The 18,873-nt window shown below is 42.9% G+C and carries 10 protein-coding genes; 5 read left to right on the top strand and 5 right to left on the bottom strand.

The window, feature by feature from the left end; genetic code table 11:
- Positions 1 to 220: 220 nt before the first annotated feature.
- Entirely contained in the window at positions 221 to 3,352 is a 3,132-nt protein-coding gene (locus JMY08_RS06990; protein WP_201592531.1) for a DUF11 domain-containing protein, read from the bottom strand.
- Positions 3,353 to 4,189: 837 nt separating this feature from the next.
- On the opposite strand from JMY08_RS06990, the gene aceE reads away from it, so the two are divergent.
- Together aceE and JMY08_RS06980 are read left to right on the top strand one after the other, a co-directional pair.
- Positions 4,190 to 7,003 carry a pyruvate dehydrogenase (acetyl-transferring), homodimeric type gene (gene aceE / locus JMY08_RS06985; RefSeq protein WP_010198169.1) on the top strand — a complete coding sequence of 938 codons (2,814 nt, stop codon included), beginning with the start codon at positions 4,190 to 4,192 and terminating at the stop codon, positions 7,001 to 7,003.
- 25 nt (positions 7,004 to 7,028) lie between these two features.
- On the top strand, positions 7,029 to 8,777 hold the full coding sequence (locus tag JMY08_RS06980; protein ID WP_201592530.1) for a 2-oxo acid dehydrogenase subunit E2: 1,749 nt from the start codon (positions 7,029 to 7,031) through the stop codon (positions 8,775 to 8,777).
- A gap of 257 nt (positions 8,778 to 9,034) precedes the next feature.
- On the opposite strand, the gene JMY08_RS06975 is transcribed toward JMY08_RS06980, so the two are convergent.
- The gene (locus tag JMY08_RS06975; protein ID WP_010198177.1) at positions 9,035 to 9,664 is read right to left on the bottom strand and encodes an OmpW/AlkL family protein; all 630 of its coding nucleotides are present in this window, start codon (positions 9,662 to 9,664) and stop codon (positions 9,035 to 9,037) included.
- A gap of 809 nt (positions 9,665 to 10,473) precedes the next feature.
- Between JMY08_RS06975 and JMY08_RS06970 the strand changes: the two genes are divergently transcribed.
- On the top strand, positions 10,474 to 11,457 hold the full coding sequence (locus JMY08_RS06970) for an ion transporter (protein WP_189581520.1): 984 nt from the start codon (positions 10,474 to 10,476) through the stop codon (positions 11,455 to 11,457).
- Between the two features lie 146 nt (positions 11,458 to 11,603).
- On the opposite strand, the gene JMY08_RS06965 is transcribed toward JMY08_RS06970, so the two are convergent.
- The 3 genes from JMY08_RS06965 to JMY08_RS06955 form a co-directional block, all read right to left on the bottom strand.
- Positions 11,604 to 12,251 carry a TerD family protein gene (locus JMY08_RS06965; RefSeq protein WP_010198180.1) on the bottom strand — a complete coding sequence of 216 codons (648 nt, stop codon included), beginning with the start codon at positions 12,249 to 12,251 and terminating at the stop codon, positions 11,604 to 11,606.
- 80 nt (positions 12,252 to 12,331) lie between these two features.
- Positions 12,332 to 13,471: a helix-turn-helix transcriptional regulator gene (locus JMY08_RS06960; protein WP_201592529.1), complete on the bottom strand. Its 1,140-nt coding sequence runs from the start codon at positions 13,469 to 13,471 to the stop codon at positions 12,332 to 12,334.
- A 210-nt stretch (positions 13,472 to 13,681) separates the two neighbouring features.
- Positions 13,682 to 16,450 (bottom strand): AAA family ATPase, encoded by a 2,769-nt coding sequence (locus JMY08_RS06955; protein ID WP_413786691.1) that lies wholly within the window; start codon positions 16,448 to 16,450, stop codon positions 13,682 to 13,684.
- A gap of 430 nt (positions 16,451 to 16,880) precedes the next feature.
- Between JMY08_RS06955 and rsmG the strand changes: the two genes are divergently transcribed.
- Both rsmG and JMY08_RS06945 read left to right on the top strand, forming a co-directional pair.
- On the top strand, positions 16,881 to 17,597 hold the full coding sequence (rsmG, locus tag JMY08_RS06950; protein ID WP_201592527.1) for a 16S rRNA (guanine(527)-N(7))-methyltransferase RsmG: 717 nt from the start codon (positions 16,881 to 16,883) through the stop codon (positions 17,595 to 17,597).
- Positions 17,598 to 17,858: 261 nt separating this feature from the next.
- Positions 17,859 to 18,632 (top strand): ParA family protein, encoded by a 774-nt coding sequence (locus JMY08_RS06945; RefSeq protein WP_189581528.1) that lies wholly within the window; start codon positions 17,859 to 17,861, stop codon positions 18,630 to 18,632.
- Positions 18,633 to 18,873: the final 241 nt, after the last annotated feature.

The raw sequence follows: 18,873 nt of genomic DNA, 5'->3' as shown, positions 1-18,873 counted from the left end.
ATTGAAAAAGTGACAAATGGCAGGTTGAAGTAGTTGAATGGTGTCGTTGCTTCTATTAGAAACGCTTATCTAAAAAGGATTAGAAGACAGCTAAGTATCAAGTAAGATTCAGATAGAAATAAGAAATATGACTGAAACTAACGGTTAAGACAAAAAACTGCCTATCTAGTATAGAGACCAGATAGGCAGTTTTTTTAAGGCATTTATACGGTACATGGGTTTATTGACTGGTACCGTACTTGGTATTGAAATACAGGGTCGCCTTTGTAGGAGAAGTTCCAGTAGGCTTAGCCAAGTTGAATTTACTAGAAACTATTTTATCTACGGGTAATGTGCTTGTATTTTCGTTGATAGAAACTGGATTTCCTAAAGGAAAAGGCGAAACGAATATAGATTTAACTGGAGTGATTTGCAGGGTATCTGTGATCTGAATATCATTTAAATCAACATGGCCTCGGTTATAGGCTTCTACTCTATAAGCGATACATTTTCCAGGCTCTATGTTGTTTATGTCCGCAGTGCTAAACAAAGGCGTCTGAGAAGGCGTATCACTCGTACCGTTATAGCTAGAATTGATGTTACAGCTATGGACATATTGCGACTTAATTAAAACTATAGAAGTATTATTGGATTGAACTTCACCGAAGTCTAGATTACGTAAATTATTACTTTCTGTCTTATAGTCAAAAGTATTAGCTACTAAAGTGACTTCACGAGTGTTTGGTGTAGTATCGACGCTATAGACCCAATTGCTTGGCTCTACTTGCACGACACAAACTTTTTGAGGGGATAATGTCGCTATGGTACTTCCTGGTACAGTAAATTTGTATTGGCCCAACAGTAGACCTGAAGTGGCTGTATCTGGTATGTTCTGTGCGGTAGTACCAGCAATATCGGTGCCGCCATCAGTGCCACAGTTTGTCAAGCGTACTTGAAGACCGCTAGCGCCAATACCTGACTCTTTATTGTTGCCGCTGCTGTCAAAAATACCATTGAAATAGTTAGCGTTGCCAGTGAAGGTGCTAGTAATATCTTGCCTAGTATTTTCATTAGAAGGAATTCCACCATTGTCATTAAATACGAAGCCAGTAAAAGTATATACCGATGGAGTATTGGTAATCGTACAGGTGATTTCATCGCCGTAGTTTAAGTTTGATAGAGTAAACGAACGAGTAGGTATAGTTTCTGCGTTCAGGGTTGCAGTACCATTCGTAGTTGTAAAAGTGCTTCCCGTAGTTGCATTGTTGCAAATATAAGTAGCACTATAATTGCTTACCGAACCATTTATGACGCGCTCACTAATAGTATATGTTTTAGATTCAGCTAAACTCAACAAATCACTAGTACCATTGTTAATGGTAGCAGCATTGCCAGTAGTGGTAAATGAATTAGCAGATAAAGAGTCTCCAGTTACTTTTATCTCGAACTGATCAGCACTGTCTGCGGAATCGTTGACACGATTGCCATTGAGCGCTTTTTTTACTACGAGCTTTGGCGGTGCTAAGCAGAAGTAAAAGTCGGAATATCCAGTTACATAAGCACCAGCAGAAGTGGTGGTAGCGCCTTCAGAGTATGGATTGCCGTGAGTTATCGCAAAAGGAGTTGAAGCAGGTTTATAACCCCAGTCGATATTGAAGTTACAAGGACTTGCTGTATTACAGTTGTCCCAAGCTGTTCCTGAAATGGTTTGATTACCATTGGATAGCTGGAATGGTTTGTTTTCAGTTTTCGAAAAAACACCGCCAGAAGAAGCTAGTGTTATGGACTCTATATAACGTCCGGGTTGATTGGCATCTAAATCCTGAACGACAAAGCCATACTTAGATACAGGCTTATTGATAGTCGCTGTTAGTCGATGATCGATAGGCGCACGGAAACTATCATGATACATGTTAATAGCGTTGGCAGTTGCATCAGTGAAATTAGTACCAGTTGGGTAACCTGTCCGTAAATTTATTTGATCAGTAAAGGATAAGTTAAATTTTATGTTACCAAAGACATATTCCTTAGATAAACTACCCGTTACCCAAGCAATAGGTAATATCTCTTTAGGAGTATAGTCTGGAGCATTATTACCAATATAAAACATCTTATGCCCACTTGGACAACTCGCGGGTGCTACAGGAGAACCACCACTAAATATAGAGGTAACAGTATTACTATCACTTGCAGCCTTCAAATCTAAATTACTTGCTTTGATGGTCGCCGTATTAGTAACCGTTGATCCTTGAGATGCTGTGACTTTGGTAGGTACCCTTATACTATAAGTTTTGCCCACCGCTAGGCTTGGTATATTGAAACCACCTGTACTTTCCAACTGCGTTCTAGTTGGTGCTATAGCACAAGTATCTGTACTATCTGTCCTATCACAACTGATATCATTCTGTTTACTAAGACCAGTAACGATTGGATCCTTCAAGGTAATATTAGTTAGGGGCGTATTACCATTATTAGTAACTTTAATCAGGTAATTAGTAATGTTGCTTGTACCTACACTGTCTGTCCCATCATCTTTTGTAATCTCATACGAAGCAGGCTGATAGCAATAGCTATCTAAACGAAAGTCAAAAATTCGACTTGAGATATTGTTAGTAGTATCGTTGTCTGTATTTGTATAAATCATCTTTACTGATTTAACAGGCTCACTAAAAACTACCGATCCTTGGCATCTGGATTCAAGAGTAGTACCGCAGTTGAAGTCTGTATCTAGTCTCAAACCTTCTCCGCTAGTATTAATAACACTAGAGCCAGATATGGATTGAAATACACCGTTTACAGTAGCGTTACTCTGCGTAGTTCCAACGAACTTTACATTATCGTCCCAATAGCTGGTTCCGCTAGATGATTTATCAATATCAAATGCACTGAGTGCTACTTTATTTAGAAAAAGAGGCTCACTATTCGCAGTGTTCTGAAAATCTAACGTAATCTCATTACGAACAGAGCTATTATTGGGTGTGTTTCCTGAAAATCTAATAGCAGTATAGCCACCACTTGTTAGTGTATTAACGTTTGTAATAGCACTACTACTAACGTTAAAATCGGCAATACTCATTTTTATTTTAAGTGGGATATTGACTACTGTGCTACTAGTAGGAGCATTTACGCTAGTCATATCAATATAGCTGCTATTGAAGCTGTTCCTAAGAGGAGAATAACTACTATTACTCAAAAAACCTTGAGTTGAGCCAGCAGGACAAGAGGTAGCAGAGCCATTATTCAAAGTAAGCGCAAAAGCAGACCCACTACCTAAAGAAAAGAGCAAAACTCCCACTACAGCCAATATTTGTTGTAAGTATCTGCGATATGAATAAATATCGGTAGCTTCTGGAATTTCTTGAGACTGATGCATATAGTCACCTTTTATGTATTTATTCATTCGAGAACTTTTATGTATGTAATACAAACATAACTGATTTATTATCTAGATAACGGTTACAAATGGTGGTTCAGTTTAATAGATAGAAAAATATGGTTTATCCAGTGAGCAGTAATAACGAAATGACAAAATACAATATTAGGCATCTGATGTGTAATTTGTAGGATCTATTGCTTACCAGTTTAACAGATGAATGTATAAATCATGTAACTTGCTATTTTATAGAATAATTGTAAAAAATGTCTTAAAGAGTCGATAGATGGCAGGTTTTTTGTGACCAGATGCCAAATTTCTGACTTGTAGTATAATTATTTATATTTTGTACTTCTTATTTTCTATACATCTTATGTTTACACATCGCGATTATCTCAAGTTATCTGAATTTTTCCTTGTCATTCAAATTGTTACATTCTGCATATTCTCTTAAAAAGCCATCAAATATTTACTTAATAACTAATCGTTATTTATTTAAAAAATACTTGTCATTTCGCCATTTCTTTACAGCCATAAACAACCTATCAATAAACGCCTATAATATAGAGTGATTATCGTTTAATAATTAGATATATAGCACGAGTTTTGATTTTGTTATGCTTCTTTTTCTTCAAGATGCTAAAGGGTCGTTGCGTTATATTGTCACCTGAGCTTTATATGACTGCAACACATGATGGAGCGGCGGCCTGTCGCCTGCTACCTGTAACAAGGAAGTCATTCAGCAAAGCGTTAGCACATTACTATATTAAATAACACGTTGATTTAACAATACCCTGTCATAGTACAGGGCTGACTGATAAAAAAGGATGAGTAAAGATGAGTTATTATAAGGATGCTGATAGCACCGAAACCCAAGAATGGCTGGACGCCTTTGAGTCTGTCATCAAACATGCGGACAAGGATCGCGCGCAATTTTTGCTAAAAGCCTTATACAACATGGCGGTACAAGAGGGATTGCCATTCAATAGACTAGATACTGCCTATGTTAATAGTATTGCGGTCGAAGATGAGCCAATGTACCCAGGTGATTTGGGTATGGAGCGTAAAATTCGTGCCTTGATTCGCTATAACGCTTTAGCAATGGTCATGCGAGCCAATAAGAACGATGATGACTTAGGTGGTCACTTAGCGACATTCGCGTCTAGTGCCACGCTATATGAAACTGGCTTTAACCACTTTTTCCGTGCGGCAAGTGATCACTTTGGTGGTGATATGATCTACTACCAAGGTCACTCAGCGCCTGGTATCTATGCTCGTTCATTTTTAGAAGGTCGTTTGACGGAAGATCAGCTCGATAATTTCCGCCGTGAAGTCGGTGGTAAAGGCTTATCAAGCTATCCGCATCCTTATCTAATGCCGGACTACTGGCAGTTCCCAACGGTTTCGATGGGCTTAGGTCCTATCATGTCGATCTATCATGCTCACGTGCATCGTTATATGGAAAACCGTGGCTTGCTCGAAAAAGAAGGTCGTAAAATTTGGACGTTCTTGGGTGATGGCGAAACGGATGAGCCAGAGAGCTTGGGTGCGATTTCTCTCGCGGGTCGCGAGAAGCTGGATAACCTGATATGGGTGGTCAACTGTAACTTGCAGCGTCTGGATGGTCCAGTCCGTGGTAACGGTAAAATCATTCAAGAGCTAGAGTCTGTATTCCGCGGCGCAGGTTGGCGCGTGATTAAAGTTATTTGGGGTGGTAACTGGGACAGTCTACTGGCCAATGACAAAACGGGTGTGCTAAAACATCGTATGGAAGAAGTGGTCGATGGTGAATATCAGTTATATGAGGCCCGTACAGCTGAGTTTACTCGTAAAGAATTCTTTGGTAAATACCCAGAGCTAGAAGAGATGGCAGATGCCTTGACGGATGATGATATCGCACGCTTAAACCGTGGTGGTCATGATCCAGTGAAGGTATATGCAGCCTTTAGTGAAGCCATGAAAACCAAAGGTCAGCCAACGGTTATTTTGGTCAAAACCGTCAAAGGTTACGGCTTATCTGCTCAAACACAAGCGGTCAATAAATCGCATCAGGTGAAAAAGCTTGATCAAGACGCACTGGTCTATTTCCGTGATCGTTTTGACTTGCCATTTACCGATGAGCAGCTAGAGACTCTACCGTTTTACCGTCCTGAAGAAGGGTCGGCAGAGATGAAATATCTCAAAGGTCGTCGTGAAGCCTTGGGTGGTCATTTACCAAACCGCCGCAGTGGACATATTCCATTGAATATTCCTGAATTGTCTATATTTGACCGTGTATTAAAAGGCAGCAATGGCAAAGAGCAGTCGACGACGATGGTATTCGTACGCCTGTTGTCAGCTATGCTAAAAAACAAAGACATTCAAGATCGTGTGGTACCAATCGTACCAGATGAAGCGCGTACTTTTGGTTTAGAAGGTATGTTCCGTCAATTGGGTATTTACTCAGCAGTTGGTCAAAAATATACGCCAGAAGATAGCGAAGCATTGATGGGCTATAAAGAAGCTATCGATGGTCACATGTTAGAAGAGGGTATCAACGAAGCAGGCGCAATGAGTACGTGGATTGCGCTCGCGACCAGTTACTCTGTGAACGCGTTGCCGATGATTCCTATGTATATCTACTACTCAATGTTTGGTTTCCAACGTGTGGGCGATTTGGCTTGGGCGGCAGGTGATTGTCAAGCGCAAGGTTTCTTGTTGGGTGCTACCGCTGGTCGTACCACGCTTAATGGCGAAGGTTTGCAGCATCAAGATGGACATTCGCAGATATTGTTCAACGTAGTACCAAACTGCGTCAGCTATGATCCTTGCTTTGGTTATGAGCTAGCAGTTGTGATGCATGATGGCCTGCGCCGTATGTATGGTGAAGGCGAGCGCGTTTATTACTACCTAACGCTAATGAATGAAAACTACGAGCAACCTGCCATGCCAGAAGGTAGTGAGGAAGGTATCAAGCGCGGTATGTATTTGCTTGAAGACAATGGCTCAGCACAAGTACAACTATTGGGTTCAGGCGTGATTTTGCGTGAAGTACAAAAAGCGGCACAGATTCTAAAAGATGAGTTTAATATTACCTCTAACGTCTGGAGTGTAACCAGCTTTAACGAGTTGACGCGTGATGGTATGGAGTGTGATGATTACAATCGCCTGCATCCAATGGATGAAGAAAAAGTGCCTTGGGTCACTGAGCAATTGGCACCGCACGAAGGTATCGTAGTTGCTGCAACTGACTATATGCGTAACTATTCAGAGCAGATTCGTGCTTGGTTACCAGACAATCGTCCTTATACGACGCTGGGTACTGATGGCTATGGCCGTTCTGACACTCGTGAAAACCTACGCAGTTTCTTCAATGTTGATGCTGCTCACATCGTCGTTGCCACGCTTAAGCGTCTGGCAGATGAAGGTGAAGTTGAGATGCGTCTGGTAAAAGATGCGATTTCAAGCTTAGGTATCGATGTCGATCAGCCACCTGCATGGCAACAGCAGTCTTATTCGGATCATTCTCCAGATGCGCCAGCACCAGGTAACGTAAATCCAAATCCTGTGCCTGAGTTCGTTGCTGAAGACGATGACGAAATCAGTAATGAGGGTCGTTCTGAAGATCAAGCAGATTCGACTTTACTCAATGACGGCGATGTCAAAGAATAATAACCATAAGACAAGGAGATAAATCATGGACATTAAAGCCCCCGATTTGGGTGTTGATAGCGCCGAAGTTAGCGAAATTATGGTAGAAGTTGGCGACGTCATCGAAAAAGACGACAACATCATTTTATTAGAATCTGACAAAGCCTCGGTCGAAGTGCCTAGCTCTGCTGCTGGTAAAGTGACCAAAATCAGCGTTGCGGTTGGTGATCAAGTCAGTGAAGGTATGGTACTGATTGAGCTTGAAAGTGAAGCGGACAGCGCAGAAGAGAGTAGCGATAGGGCATCTGATGCCGATCAAAAAGCTGATGACGAAAAAGATACTAATGTTGCACCAGAGATAGAATCTGTCGCTGAAGCCAAACCTGCGGCAACGGAGTCTAGTGCAAAGCCTGCGTCTAACGCTGGCAAAGCCACGACTCATGCATTACCTGATCTAGGTGTCGATGAGGCGCAAGTCTCTGAGATTATGGTCAGTGTTGGTGATATCGTCAGTGCTGAGCAATCAATCCTATTAATCGAATCTGATAAGGCGTCGGTTGAAGTGCCTGCACCAGTCGCTGGTAAGGTTGAGAAAATATTGGTCGAAGCCGGTGATATGGTTGCCAATGGTCAGGACTTTATCATTATTGTCAGCGATGCAGATACTTCTGAGTCACAAGATTCAGCGCCAGCCAAGTCAGACGACCATGCTAGTAAAGACAGCGTTAGCAAAAATAGTGCTGATAAAGACGATAGCGCTGCTCAGCCAAAAACGACTGGTGAGCCGAAGCAAGCAGCCAAACCTGCCAAGACTGATACAGCCGCTAGCAAAACAGATAGCAAGTTGACAGAAACTCAGGTGAATGAGAAGTTGGTCGATGTTTATGCCGGTCCCGCAGTGCGTAAGCTGGCACGGCAGCTGGGTGTCGATATTAGCCAAGTGACGGGTTCTGCAGTGAATGAACGTATCTTAAAAGAAGACTTGTTTGCTCACGTCAAAGAAAGTTTGACCACACAGAAAGCAGCACCTGCAAGTAGTGGTACTATCAGTTCAGGACTGCCAAAACTGCCAGATATGAGCAATACTGAGATTTGGGGTGAGACAGACACACAAGACCTTAGCCGTCTGCAGAAAGTCTCTATACCGCAGCTTAACTATAATACCTTACTGCCACAAGTCACACAGTTTGATCTGTCCGATATTACTGAGACAGAAAAGCTACGCGGTGAGCTAAAAGGTGGCATGAAAGCGGAAGGTATTGGTTTCACTATTTTGGCCTTTGTGGTTAAAGCAACGGCCTACGCCTTGACCCAGCATCCACGTTTTAACGGTCACTTAAGCGACGATAATACTCAAGTTATCTTGCGTAAGAGCGTTAATATGGGTATCGCAGTGGCAACTGATGATGGCCTTATCGTCCCTGTCATCAAGAACGTGCAAGACAAAGGTCTGAAGCAAATCGCCATTGAGATTGGCGAGCTAGCAGTCAAAGCACGTGATAAAAAACTCACGACCAAAGATTTGCAAGGCGCGAGCTTTACGATATCAAGCCAAGGTAATCTAGGAGGCACTGCCTTTACACCATTGGTCAACTGGCCACAAGTGGGTATTTTAGGTGTGTCTGAGGCAAGTATGCAGCCACGTTGGGATGCTAAAACCCAAAGCTTTGAGCCGCGTTTGATGTTGCCGTTGTCACTGTCTTATGATCACCGTGTGATTAATGGGGCAGATGCGGCAGTGTTTACCCGCTATATCGCCACGTTACTGGCTGATCCGCGCCGTATTTTGCTGTAAGAATCGCTTGTACTAAAAATATTTGCAATCATGAGACTGTCTTAGGATGGTCTTTTTTTGTGCTTAAATTTTAGGCATAAAAAAACCAGCGATTAAGCTGGCTTTTTTTGGTGGTATTTTGACTAGGGTCTGTTGAATATTCAAATATTAGGACTGCTGATATCAGTTTTTCTTGCTTGCTGCGCCTGCGCAGACAGAGGCTACAAAAAATTGATATCAGCAATAGCGTCGCGGTTCTAGGATATTTTGACTGTAGATTAGAACTGTTTAACGAATGCTACGCCGTATACCCAAGGGCTGATATCGACTTCGCCAATGTCATTGCCATTTAGGCTAGCATCTGTCTTGATATCCATATAGCGTGCATCGATACGGAAGGCTTCAGTCGGGGCAAAAGGTATGTCAAGACCGACATGACCGGCTACGCCGACGCTATCATCAAGCTCTAAGTCGTTGCCATTACCAAGATAGATTCTTTCTTTAAAGAAAGTTGTATAATTGATCCCCACACCAACAAATGGTTTGACGTTCATTGGTAGGTCATAGCCATCGAAGTGATACTGTAGAGATAGCGTAGGTGGGAGATGCTGAGTTTTTGCATCAATTTTATTACCATCGGCATCGGTTAGAGTGATGTCGTGATGGAACGGAATCGCCGCTAGCAGTTCGACACCGACGTTGTCAGCAAAAAAGTACTCACCGCTGATAGTCGGACGGATATCATCATCAACTTCTACGGAAAGTGTGCCATCTGCAAGTGTGCCGTTATCACTTTTAGGGTTGACCATATGAGCGCCAGCAGCCACAGACCATGTACCCGCAGGTACGGCAAAAGCAGTCGTCATGGTAAATGCGGCAGCCACTAAAACTAGGGATTGTAGTTTCATCGTTTGGTTCCTTGGTGCAAAAATAGATTATCGATAAGCACTTAATGAGGGATGACATTAAATACTGATATACAATGTTGGCTCTGTTGATTGCTCTGTAACATTGTTACGCTATTTTAACACTAAAACCATTTTGTTAGTAAGGTTTTAATTGAAAAACCTTACTATTTTTAAGGGAATGACAATGTAGAACAGAAACTTAATGTCCGTAAAAACATATTTGTTAAACAGTTCTCATTGTTGTAAGTTAGTAGTCAGGTTTATGTTCAGGACATAAACCGCGCCAAATTAATAACTAATAATAAATAACAAGGTAAAGGTATATTATGCTGGGTTACTGTAGTAATTCGCCATTGCGTTGTCAGAAAGCACGTTCGATGATCCTGTTAAATCAAGTGGATACTTATTGCCCAGAATGTGGTTTGTTTCTACTACCTGCTCAAAATCTCAGTCGGCAATTACGTGCCGACGAGCGATTTTTACAGTACACCTTTCTTATAACAGGACTTGTGTTGCTGGCTTGTGTCTACCTTTATTATCTAAATTTTGCATAATTATGATTTATAGTGAAACCTTTCGTGTTAATAAGTAGGCTGTTTTCACCATTACTGGCTTAGAAGGCTGTTAATAAAAGTCTCTTTATAAGAGCTTCTATCCAACATACGGTAATAAATGCTTGAAAATCAGGATAAGTAAAAGATTGGTTACTGATATAGAGTGCTCTTTATACTGTTGTTGAGCGCGACAGTCAGGCTTTAATACTTTTACTTCATTATCACAAGATCGGTGTTACACCGTATAGGGACCGCATGCAATTCCAACATATACGGCGCTTGCGTATTTTCGTTTATAACATTTTGCAAAATGATGAGCATGATACGCTCTTTAGCCGCTATGTCGATTATTTTCTGATATTTCTAATCATGACTAACGTAGCAGCTGTGATTGCGGAGTCTGTCGATCGGTGGTATTACCCTTACCAAAATTATTTTACGTGGTTTGAAAACTTCTCTATTGTGGTGTTCTCTATCGAATACTTGCTACGCTTATGGAGCGTCGCCGAAGCGAAGCCGGACAATACGACTTGGCGTCAACGTTGGCAGTGGTTAAAAAGCCCTTCTGCATTGATTGATTTGGTCGCCATTGTGCCTGCATTCTTGAACTTCTTTGTCACGATTGATTTACGCTTCTTACGTATTTTGCGGCTTTTCCGTATTCTTAAATTGACGCGCTATTTTGCGTCGATGCGTATTTTATTGGTGGTAATCAGTAAAGAAAAAGGCTCATTTCAAGCCGTTATCTTCATTCTAATTATCATGATTGTGACCGCCTCTAGTGGTATTTATCTGGTAGAAAACCATGCACAACCAGAAGAGTTTGAATCTATACCCAAAGCGATGTGGTGGGCTGTGGTGACACTGACGACAGTGGGTTATGGTGATGTGATACCCATTACCAACGCTGGTAAAATATTGGGTGCAATCATTACGATACTGGGTGTGGGTCTAGCAGCCTTGCCTGCAGGTATTCTCGCCACGGGTTTGGCAAACGAGCTAAACCAACGCCGTGAAGAACTAGAGCAGCACTTTCGTGAACAGCTGGTCGATAGTGATTTTGATTTGGTACAGAATCAGATGATGGTAGAAAAAATACGCCGTGAGCTTGGGCTAGATAAGGAACAGGCACAAAACATCGTATTACAGGTATTGCGAGAGCAAGAGCTTGAACGTCGAGAAAGAGAGGTAGAGACAAGACAAAAGAATTTCTGTCCACATTGCGGTGAGGCATTGTAAGTAATGCTCGCAGCGATACCTTCGCGTTTTTAGGATATTTTGACTACATTTGGAATTTGCAAAAATTAGAGTTTACAAAAAGGGTGCGACGTTATTAATACGTCGCACCCTTTTTTTTGTAGGGATAGATTGCTAAGTTGCTGACATTAAATCCCTTGCGGAATAGGGAGTGCGCGTGCCAATTCATGGGCGACTTGCTGCGCTGCAATGGCCAAATCTTCGGCTGGAAGCGGTAAATTTTGCAGCGTGAGATGCCAATCATCTACTTCTCGGCGCAAATGTGCCACCCAAAGTGTGGTGCAATCACGGGGCAATTGTTTTAGATTGACTTCAAAACAATGATTGCCCTCGTCATCGCTCAGATGAATTTCGCCTTTTTTGACTCTCGAAAACGGATGACCATGGTAAGAGTTGGCAATCATAGCAATATGGGTGATATGTGCTGGAATCTTATCCAAATAGAGTCTGATTTGTTCTTGGTCAAGGGGTGCCAAATACATGGCTTGATCGCCGCGATCTTTTCCATTGAGACTGTCACCTTGATGTTTTACTGATTCAGCTTTATCACGCAGCTTCTTGAACCAGACAATGTCGCTAATAGTGCAATGCTCGTCGTATAGTACACAAGCTAAATCAATATCAATCGCGCCTTCATTTTTTTTAAAACGCTTTAGCATACCTTTTGGTTCAGTCTTGGTAAACTCGTAATTGAGCGCAAAAAATAACGTTCCCGCATCCAACCCTAATCCTTTTAAGCTGTCCGATAGTAATGGTGACGGGGAAGTGGTCGACATAGTATTCCTTGTTACTTTTGATGTTTTAAGTGACTTTATTTTAATTGCATATCGTTTGAGTTAAGCATTGTACTCAATCATCACGATTGATTATTCAGTGTTTCATCCAAGACGGTTTTATCCAAGACGGCTTGATGCAGCAGCTCAGGCTTGGCATTTAAGAGACCGCTGCCAAAACCGCGCAACCACCAGACCAGCTGCGAGGTCAAATTCACTGTTGCTTGAACGGTCAGCGTGTCACCGTCATTTAACGTGACCGTTTGATCATCGCTAAGCTTGCTTTCAGTGAGGCTCTTGCCTGCTTGTTTGGTGAATTGTAGCTCAATAGGCGTATTTTTGCCATGATCGGCTAGCTCACGAAATAATGGATGGCTAAAGCCCATGCCACCAGCATCTAGATAGGTGTCTAGTTGGAATTCGTCGGGCGTTTTCGCCGAACTCTCAAGAATATCGACGCTGGCAAATCGATGCAAGGCAAAGGTGCGAATGACAGTCTCTGGATCATCCGTGCGAGTTGCCAGTAAGTAGATGATGACGCCGCGTTGAATGATAGCGATGGGATTTAGGATGTATTCACCGGCTTGCGATTTATTGCTACGGGTATAACAGGCTTTGATTTGTAATTGATAAAAGAGCGCATGGTAGATATTGTCTTTGCTATCCAAGTCAATATGTGGCGCGATTAGTGGCTGGGTGGCAGGCTCGATGCGCACTCTGTCTATCCATGAATGAGTGACTTTACTGTTTTTTAGCTGCCGCCGTGCTAGGTCAAACCACGGAAATAATTCATCTAAAATAACAGGCGGTAATAGCTGGGTTAGGTTGGCTTCAACCATATTAAAGGCAACCGCTTGCGACAAATTCATATGCGGTAAGCTTTGTAGTGGGGCATCATCGCACCAACGCCAGCCTTGCGGATTGGCATTGTTTTTTTCAATGGGAAAGCGTTTGGCGAGCGCATTTAAGTCGCGCTGAACAGTGCGTAGGCTGATGTCAAAGCCCGCCATCATCAGCTGCTCGTAGATGTGGGTTGTGCCCACCCAACGATTGCGCTGTAGCTGTGATAGCACTTGCCATTGGCGTGCAGTTGTCGCTGCACCGTGGCGATTATCACTGCTATTTCCTGAAACATTATTGTCCGTAGCCGCTACGGTATTGGCAGTCTCAATAGAGTCTGTTTGATCTTGGAGAAGGCCGGCGTCAGTAGAATGTACAGTCATTAAGCGATAACCTTTATGAAGTCACGAATCGGTTTTTAGATATCTTTATCGAGTCACTAGCCGTTTATCATCGCAGAAAAGTATCGTAGCGTCTAGGGCGTCTCATCATTTAGCCTATTGAGTCGTTAAGTGGTTTTAAATGGCTAACTTTTTCTATCAATCAGCTTGTACGGTATTGATGGACATTTTAGTATCATTATTATTGACCTCTTAATCGATGCCTTGATTGATGCTTTGGTTAACACCTTGATCGTCATTCATCGCGATTTCATTGTCCTCTTTCTTGTCTTTACGTTTCTCTTTTTTTCTCTTATCTTGTTTTTTTTGACGTTTTGCTTTCTGCTTTTTTTTATCTTTCTTTTTGGATTTCTTATCATCAATATCATCGTCGTTGTTATCTTGGTTCTCATCCCATAGCATCAAACGGCTTAAGACTTTGCCAAATAATGTCTCTTTACGATAACGACCTTTTTTATTCATGGTATCGATAGGTAAGCCAGTCATCAGTGTCAATGCTTCACTTAGGGTATGAACACCATAAATATGAAATTCGCCCGCTTTGACAGCAGCAATGATATCGTCGCGTAGCATAAGCTGCTTAACATTGGCCATTGGAATGACCACGCCCTGTTGACCCGTTAGCTCTTGCTCACGGCATGCATCAAAGAATCCGGCGATTTTGGAGTTGATACCACCGACCGCTTGCACTTCGCCCAGCTGGTTCATAGAGCCGGTAATGGCGAATGACTGATCAATCGGCACGTTTGCTAAAGCGGACAATAGCGCACAGCCTTCGCTGACGGTGGCACTATCGCCATCGATATGGGCGTAGCTTTGCTCAAAAGCGAGCGAAGCACTGAAGTTGAGCGCATGATGTTGGCTAAATAATGCGCGCAAATAGCTGGTCATAATCAGCATACCCTTAGCGTGCAAGCTACCACCCAAGTCTACGTCGCGCTCGATATCGAGAATCTCACCCGTACCGATATTTGGTTGAATGACCGCAGTCAGGCGGGCTGGCATGCCAAACTCACTATCGGCATAGCTGACCACGGTGAGGGCGTTTACTTGTCCAACGGCACTGCCTGTGGTTTGGATAAGCTGCTGACCGTTTTTGAGCTCATCCCAATAGAGGTCACGCAAATATCCTGAGCGCTCGTCCATATCTTCGATGGCTTGGACCACATGCTTTGCACTGACCACTTCCTGTCCGCCTAAACGCGCATGACGGTTAGACTCATGCAACAGCTTAATCAATAAATCACTGTGCAAACTTAGTCGATCTTGGTCTTCAGCTTGTAAGCTTAAATGCTCTAGTAGGGCGGCTTGTGCACTACGATCAAACGGGTAGAGGTTGGCATAATCAATGATGTCGGCCATTTTTGCGACGAGTGCCAATTCATGTTCACTGCTGCGAACCACATCATCATGGAAATCAGCGCGTACTTTAAACACCGCATCAAACTCAGGCTCAAGCTCTAACAGCTCATAATACAGATCTGCTTCGCCAAGCAAAATCACCTTAATATCAAGGTCAATGGGTGCAGGCGCTAGTGATAAACTGCCTGTTAAGGTCAGCATTTGCTCAAGGCTCGAGAGTTTGATTTTGCGCGATTGTAGTGCGCGCTTAAGACCCTGCCATGCATAAGGATGCTCAAGTAAATGACTGGCTTCTAACAGTAGATAACCACCATTGGCACGATGTAACGCACCGGCTCGAATCATACTGACATCGGTGGTCACCGTGCCTAATTGGGTGATTTGCTCAACATGACCCAATAAGTTCAGATGCGTCGGCAAATCTTCAAAGACAACAGGGGCGCCGCTGTCTGGCGTGTGACTGACAATGACATTGACCGCATAGCGGCTTGGAGTCGTCGCCAGAACTGCGGTCACAAACTCTTCATCATCGCCATTGACGATGCGCTCGACATGCGTAACCATGTCGGCAAATACGGCTTTGAGATAATCAACGATTAGCGGATGACTGGAAAACTGCTCATAAATAGGGGTAAACAAAGGCTGTAGGGCACGACGTGCAATATTGCGATGCAGTGCTTCTATAGCGTCATTGGCTTCGTCCTCTAACTGTTCTAGGGCGATGGTCAGCTGACTTAGGCGTTTTTGCATATGGTTCTTTTGCACAAAGTTACTTAGCTCAGCTTCGTATTCACTATTGCCATATTCGTTATCGTCAGCAGCATCGTTGCTAGAAGTGGTGGCTTTCTTACTTTCTCCTATTACTGATGGGTTTTGACTGTTAATAGACGTTTTGTCATCTTTATTATCAGTATTATTACTTTCAGTCGTGGTTTGATCGGTTTCTGCTGCCAATTTGCTTGGATGGACAAACACTGCCTTGTTATCAAAGGAGCGAAACGTCAACGCCAAGTCGTATTGCTTACCTTCCGCATTGAGCACTTCATAGGCCTGACTTTCTTTTTGATGCGTGTCGTTTTTGATGGCCTCGATTTTGCTTTGATACTGGTCGCTACGGAAGCGTTGGCTCAGTCGCTTTTTTGCTTGCTGCCATAAGTGATTGACTTGCTGCTGCAACAGTGAGGCTTGACCAGCAGGTAGGCGCAAGGCTAGTGGGGTGCGTGGATCGGTAAAATTATGCACATAGACCCAGTCGTCAGGCGTGGGTGCATCAGCGGCTATACGCGTTAGCAAACGACTAATGATGGTACGCTTGCCCAAACCATTTTCACCAGCCGCAAACACATGATAGCCACTGGCTTTGATATCTAAAGCCGTCTGCAGTGCTTTTAGCGCGCGCTGCTGACCAAAGCCAACGTCCAAATCTGGTGCCGTGCGTGTGTCCGTCGGCAGCTCATTTGGTTCGCTATACCGCTTTAGTTGCTCAGCGCTGACAAGGCAGCGCTGCTTAACCTCAGTAAAGAGTGGGTGCGGCGTATCCAGTGTTGCTTGCTTGCCGTCTTTCGGCGCGTCAGTCAATTCAGCAATAGGTGTTACCATATTAGTCGTGTCTTTTTTATTAGCGTCATTTGATATTTTAGACGTGGGGGCATGTTTTTGTTCGGTCATAGGCGTATGGTGTGTCGTCTTAAAAAAGTGGATTGTTTTTAGAGGGTAGAGTGGTTATTTTTTACACAATGTCTTTATGCTTAATTTTTTATTATTAATTAAAGACATCTTACAAGATATAGCGGTGTTTTAAATAAGTCATTAAACGCAGTTTTGTATCATAATTGGATGCGTCACTGAAAATAATGAATAAAAAAGCAGCAGATGGATGGTCAGTTTAATGCTATCAAAGCAGAATAACGCCTCAATAGCAGCGCAGATAGTATAAGATGTCTCACATTGGCGCAATCTGCAACTATTCAATAGGCAGGCTGCATGATAAAATAGTCGGTTCACATGTCAAAACTGGATAACTCGTTGTATGTCAGCTTCCGCTAAAACCACGTCATCGTCTGCTCGTACGGGAAATATTTCTATTGATCCTACGGGCTTTGTTAAGCTTGGTACGCAATTGCCAGCGTTGGCCAATATATTGGCACAAGCGATAAACGAGCTAAGTCTACCCTTAAGTGAGACGCAGCAGCGCACGTTATTATTGTACTTAGACCAGCTTTTATTGTGGAATAAAGCGTATAATCTGACCGCCATCACCGATCCAGAAGAAGCTTTGATCAAGCATGTGATTGATTGTTTGTCTATTATAACGCATTTACCGTCAGGCTCGCTGCTGGATATCGGCACAGGGGCTGGCTTGCCCGCCGTTATTATTGCGATTTGTCAGCCTGAGCGGCAGTGTACGGCGCTTGATAGCAATCAAAAAAAGATTCGCTTTATTAAGCAAATCAGTAGCGAGCTTGGCTTGAGCAATATGCAGCCTATTGCCTCTCGTATTGAAGCGCATGAGACCAGCTATGACGTGGTTACTTCTAGAGCATTTGCCAGCCTCATAGATTTTGTCGAAGTCGCGCAGCCAAGACTGGCGGATAATGGTTATTTATGTGCGATGAAGGGTAAAGCGCCAAGTGATGAAGAGCTACAAGCGCTAGATAACGACTGGCATATTAAGACGATTAAGCTTAAAGTGCCACGTCTGCATGACAGTCGGCATTTAATTGAAATGTCTGCTAAAAATGTCTAAGCTATGAGCACCTTGTAGTCGTGAAACATCGTTTACCTTGGTATTTAAATAGCATAATATCTAAAAAATCTGGATGCAAAGCGAGTTATTTATATTGTAAGTATCATTTGTATTATAGTGATAAGAAGCTTAACGCCAAAGATTGCGATTGCTAAAATGACTATTAATAACAGGCAATCAGTAGTTGGCGGTCACAGATACACAGTGCAGACAGTCGGTAAAATACAGTAAGTAAAGACCCTAATTAAATTGAGTGAGTGTATGGAAATCATAGCAATTGCGAATCAAAAAGGCGGCGTGGGTAAAACCACGACGGCGGTAAATTTGACCGCCAGCTTGGCTGCTAAGCGCAAGCACGTACTGCTGATTGACCTAGACCCACAAGGCAATGCGACCAGTGGTACTGGTGTGGACAAAAACGCATTAGAGTTGACCATCGCTGATGTGTTGCTGGATGGCGTCTCGTTGTCTGATACCATTGTTGCCAGTCCAGCAGGGTTTGATGTGATCGGTGCCAATCGTGATTTAGCTGGTATGGATATCACCTTGATGAGTAAAACCAACAGTCATGAGCTCTTTAAGACAGCGATGGCAGCGTTGGTCAATGATCAAGTCGCTACGAATAAACCCCCATACGACTATGTCATTATAGACTGTGCCCCTAGTTTGAACTTGCTAACGATTAATGCCTTGGTCGCCACTGATGGGGTGATTATTCCTATGCAGTGTGAGTATTACGCACTAGAAGGCCTAGCGGACTTATCGCAAACGATTGAGCGTTTGACTGAGCTCAATCCGAAGCTTTATATTCGCGGCGTCGTCAGAACATTATTTGATTCACGTAACACACTGGCTCGCGATGTCTCTGCTGAATTAGAGGCGCACTTTGGCGATATCATGTACAAAACGCACATTCCAAGAAATATCCGTTTGGCAGAAGCGCCAGCGCACGGCCTGCCAGTTATCGCCTACGAGCGCTGGTCAAAAGGGGCACGCGCTTATCAAAAACTGGCTGCTGAAGTGATGAAACAGTGATCAAAAAGCCGCTAGTTTTTTGTGTCTAAGCGCAAAAACTGGTCATAATGGAAAATGACCAAACAGAAAAATAGTATTAAACATCGTATTTATTATAGTCAATCTAAAATAATATCAATACAAGCAAACCGAGTGCTAGCGATACATTAGTATGGTCAGCGAGGTTGACAACGTAATGATTTTATAATGGGCAGGCTATAGTAATGAGTAAGCCGCATTCACAATTATTTGGCTTTTATTT

This window comes from Psychrobacter sp. Pi2-51, from assembly GCF_904846665.1.
GTDB lineage: Bacteria > Pseudomonadota > Gammaproteobacteria > Pseudomonadales > Moraxellaceae > Psychrobacter > Psychrobacter glaciei.
Note: the sequence above shows the minus strand (reverse complement) of the source record. Positions and strands in the feature narration are given on the sequence as shown.

What these genes read in the sequence shown, in the direction of transcription:
- JMY08_RS06975 (WP_010198177.1), bottom strand. Translation starts at nt 9,664, where the DNA reads ATGAAACTACAATCCCTAGTTTTAGTGGCTGCCGCATTTACCATGACG.
- JMY08_RS06965 (WP_010198180.1), bottom strand. Translation starts at nt 12,251, where the DNA reads ATGTCGACCACTTCCCCGTCACCATTACTATCGGACAGCTTAAAAGGA.
- JMY08_RS06970 (WP_189581520.1), top strand. Translation starts at nt 10,474, where the DNA reads ATGCAATTCCAACATATACGGCGCTTGCGTATTTTCGTTTATAACATT.
- JMY08_RS06980 (WP_201592530.1), top strand. Translation starts at nt 7,029, where the DNA reads ATGGACATTAAAGCCCCCGATTTGGGTGTTGATAGCGCCGAAGTTAGC.
- aceE (WP_010198169.1), top strand. Translation starts at nt 4,190, where the DNA reads ATGAGTTATTATAAGGATGCTGATAGCACCGAAACCCAAGAATGGCTG.
- JMY08_RS06990 (WP_201592531.1), bottom strand. Translation starts at nt 3,352, where the DNA reads ATGCATCAGTCTCAAGAAATTCCAGAAGCTACCGATATTTATTCATAT.
- JMY08_RS06945 (WP_189581528.1), top strand. Translation starts at nt 17,859, where the DNA reads ATGGAAATCATAGCAATTGCGAATCAAAAAGGCGGCGTGGGTAAAACC.
- rsmG (WP_201592527.1), top strand. Translation starts at nt 16,881, where the DNA reads ATGTCAGCTTCCGCTAAAACCACGTCATCGTCTGCTCGTACGGGAAAT.
- JMY08_RS06960 (WP_201592529.1), bottom strand. Translation starts at nt 13,471, where the DNA reads ATGACTGTACATTCTACTGACGCCGGCCTTCTCCAAGATCAAACAGAC.
- JMY08_RS06955 (WP_413786691.1), bottom strand. Translation starts at nt 16,450, where the DNA reads ATGGTAACACCTATTGCTGAATTGACTGACGCGCCGAAAGACGGCAAG.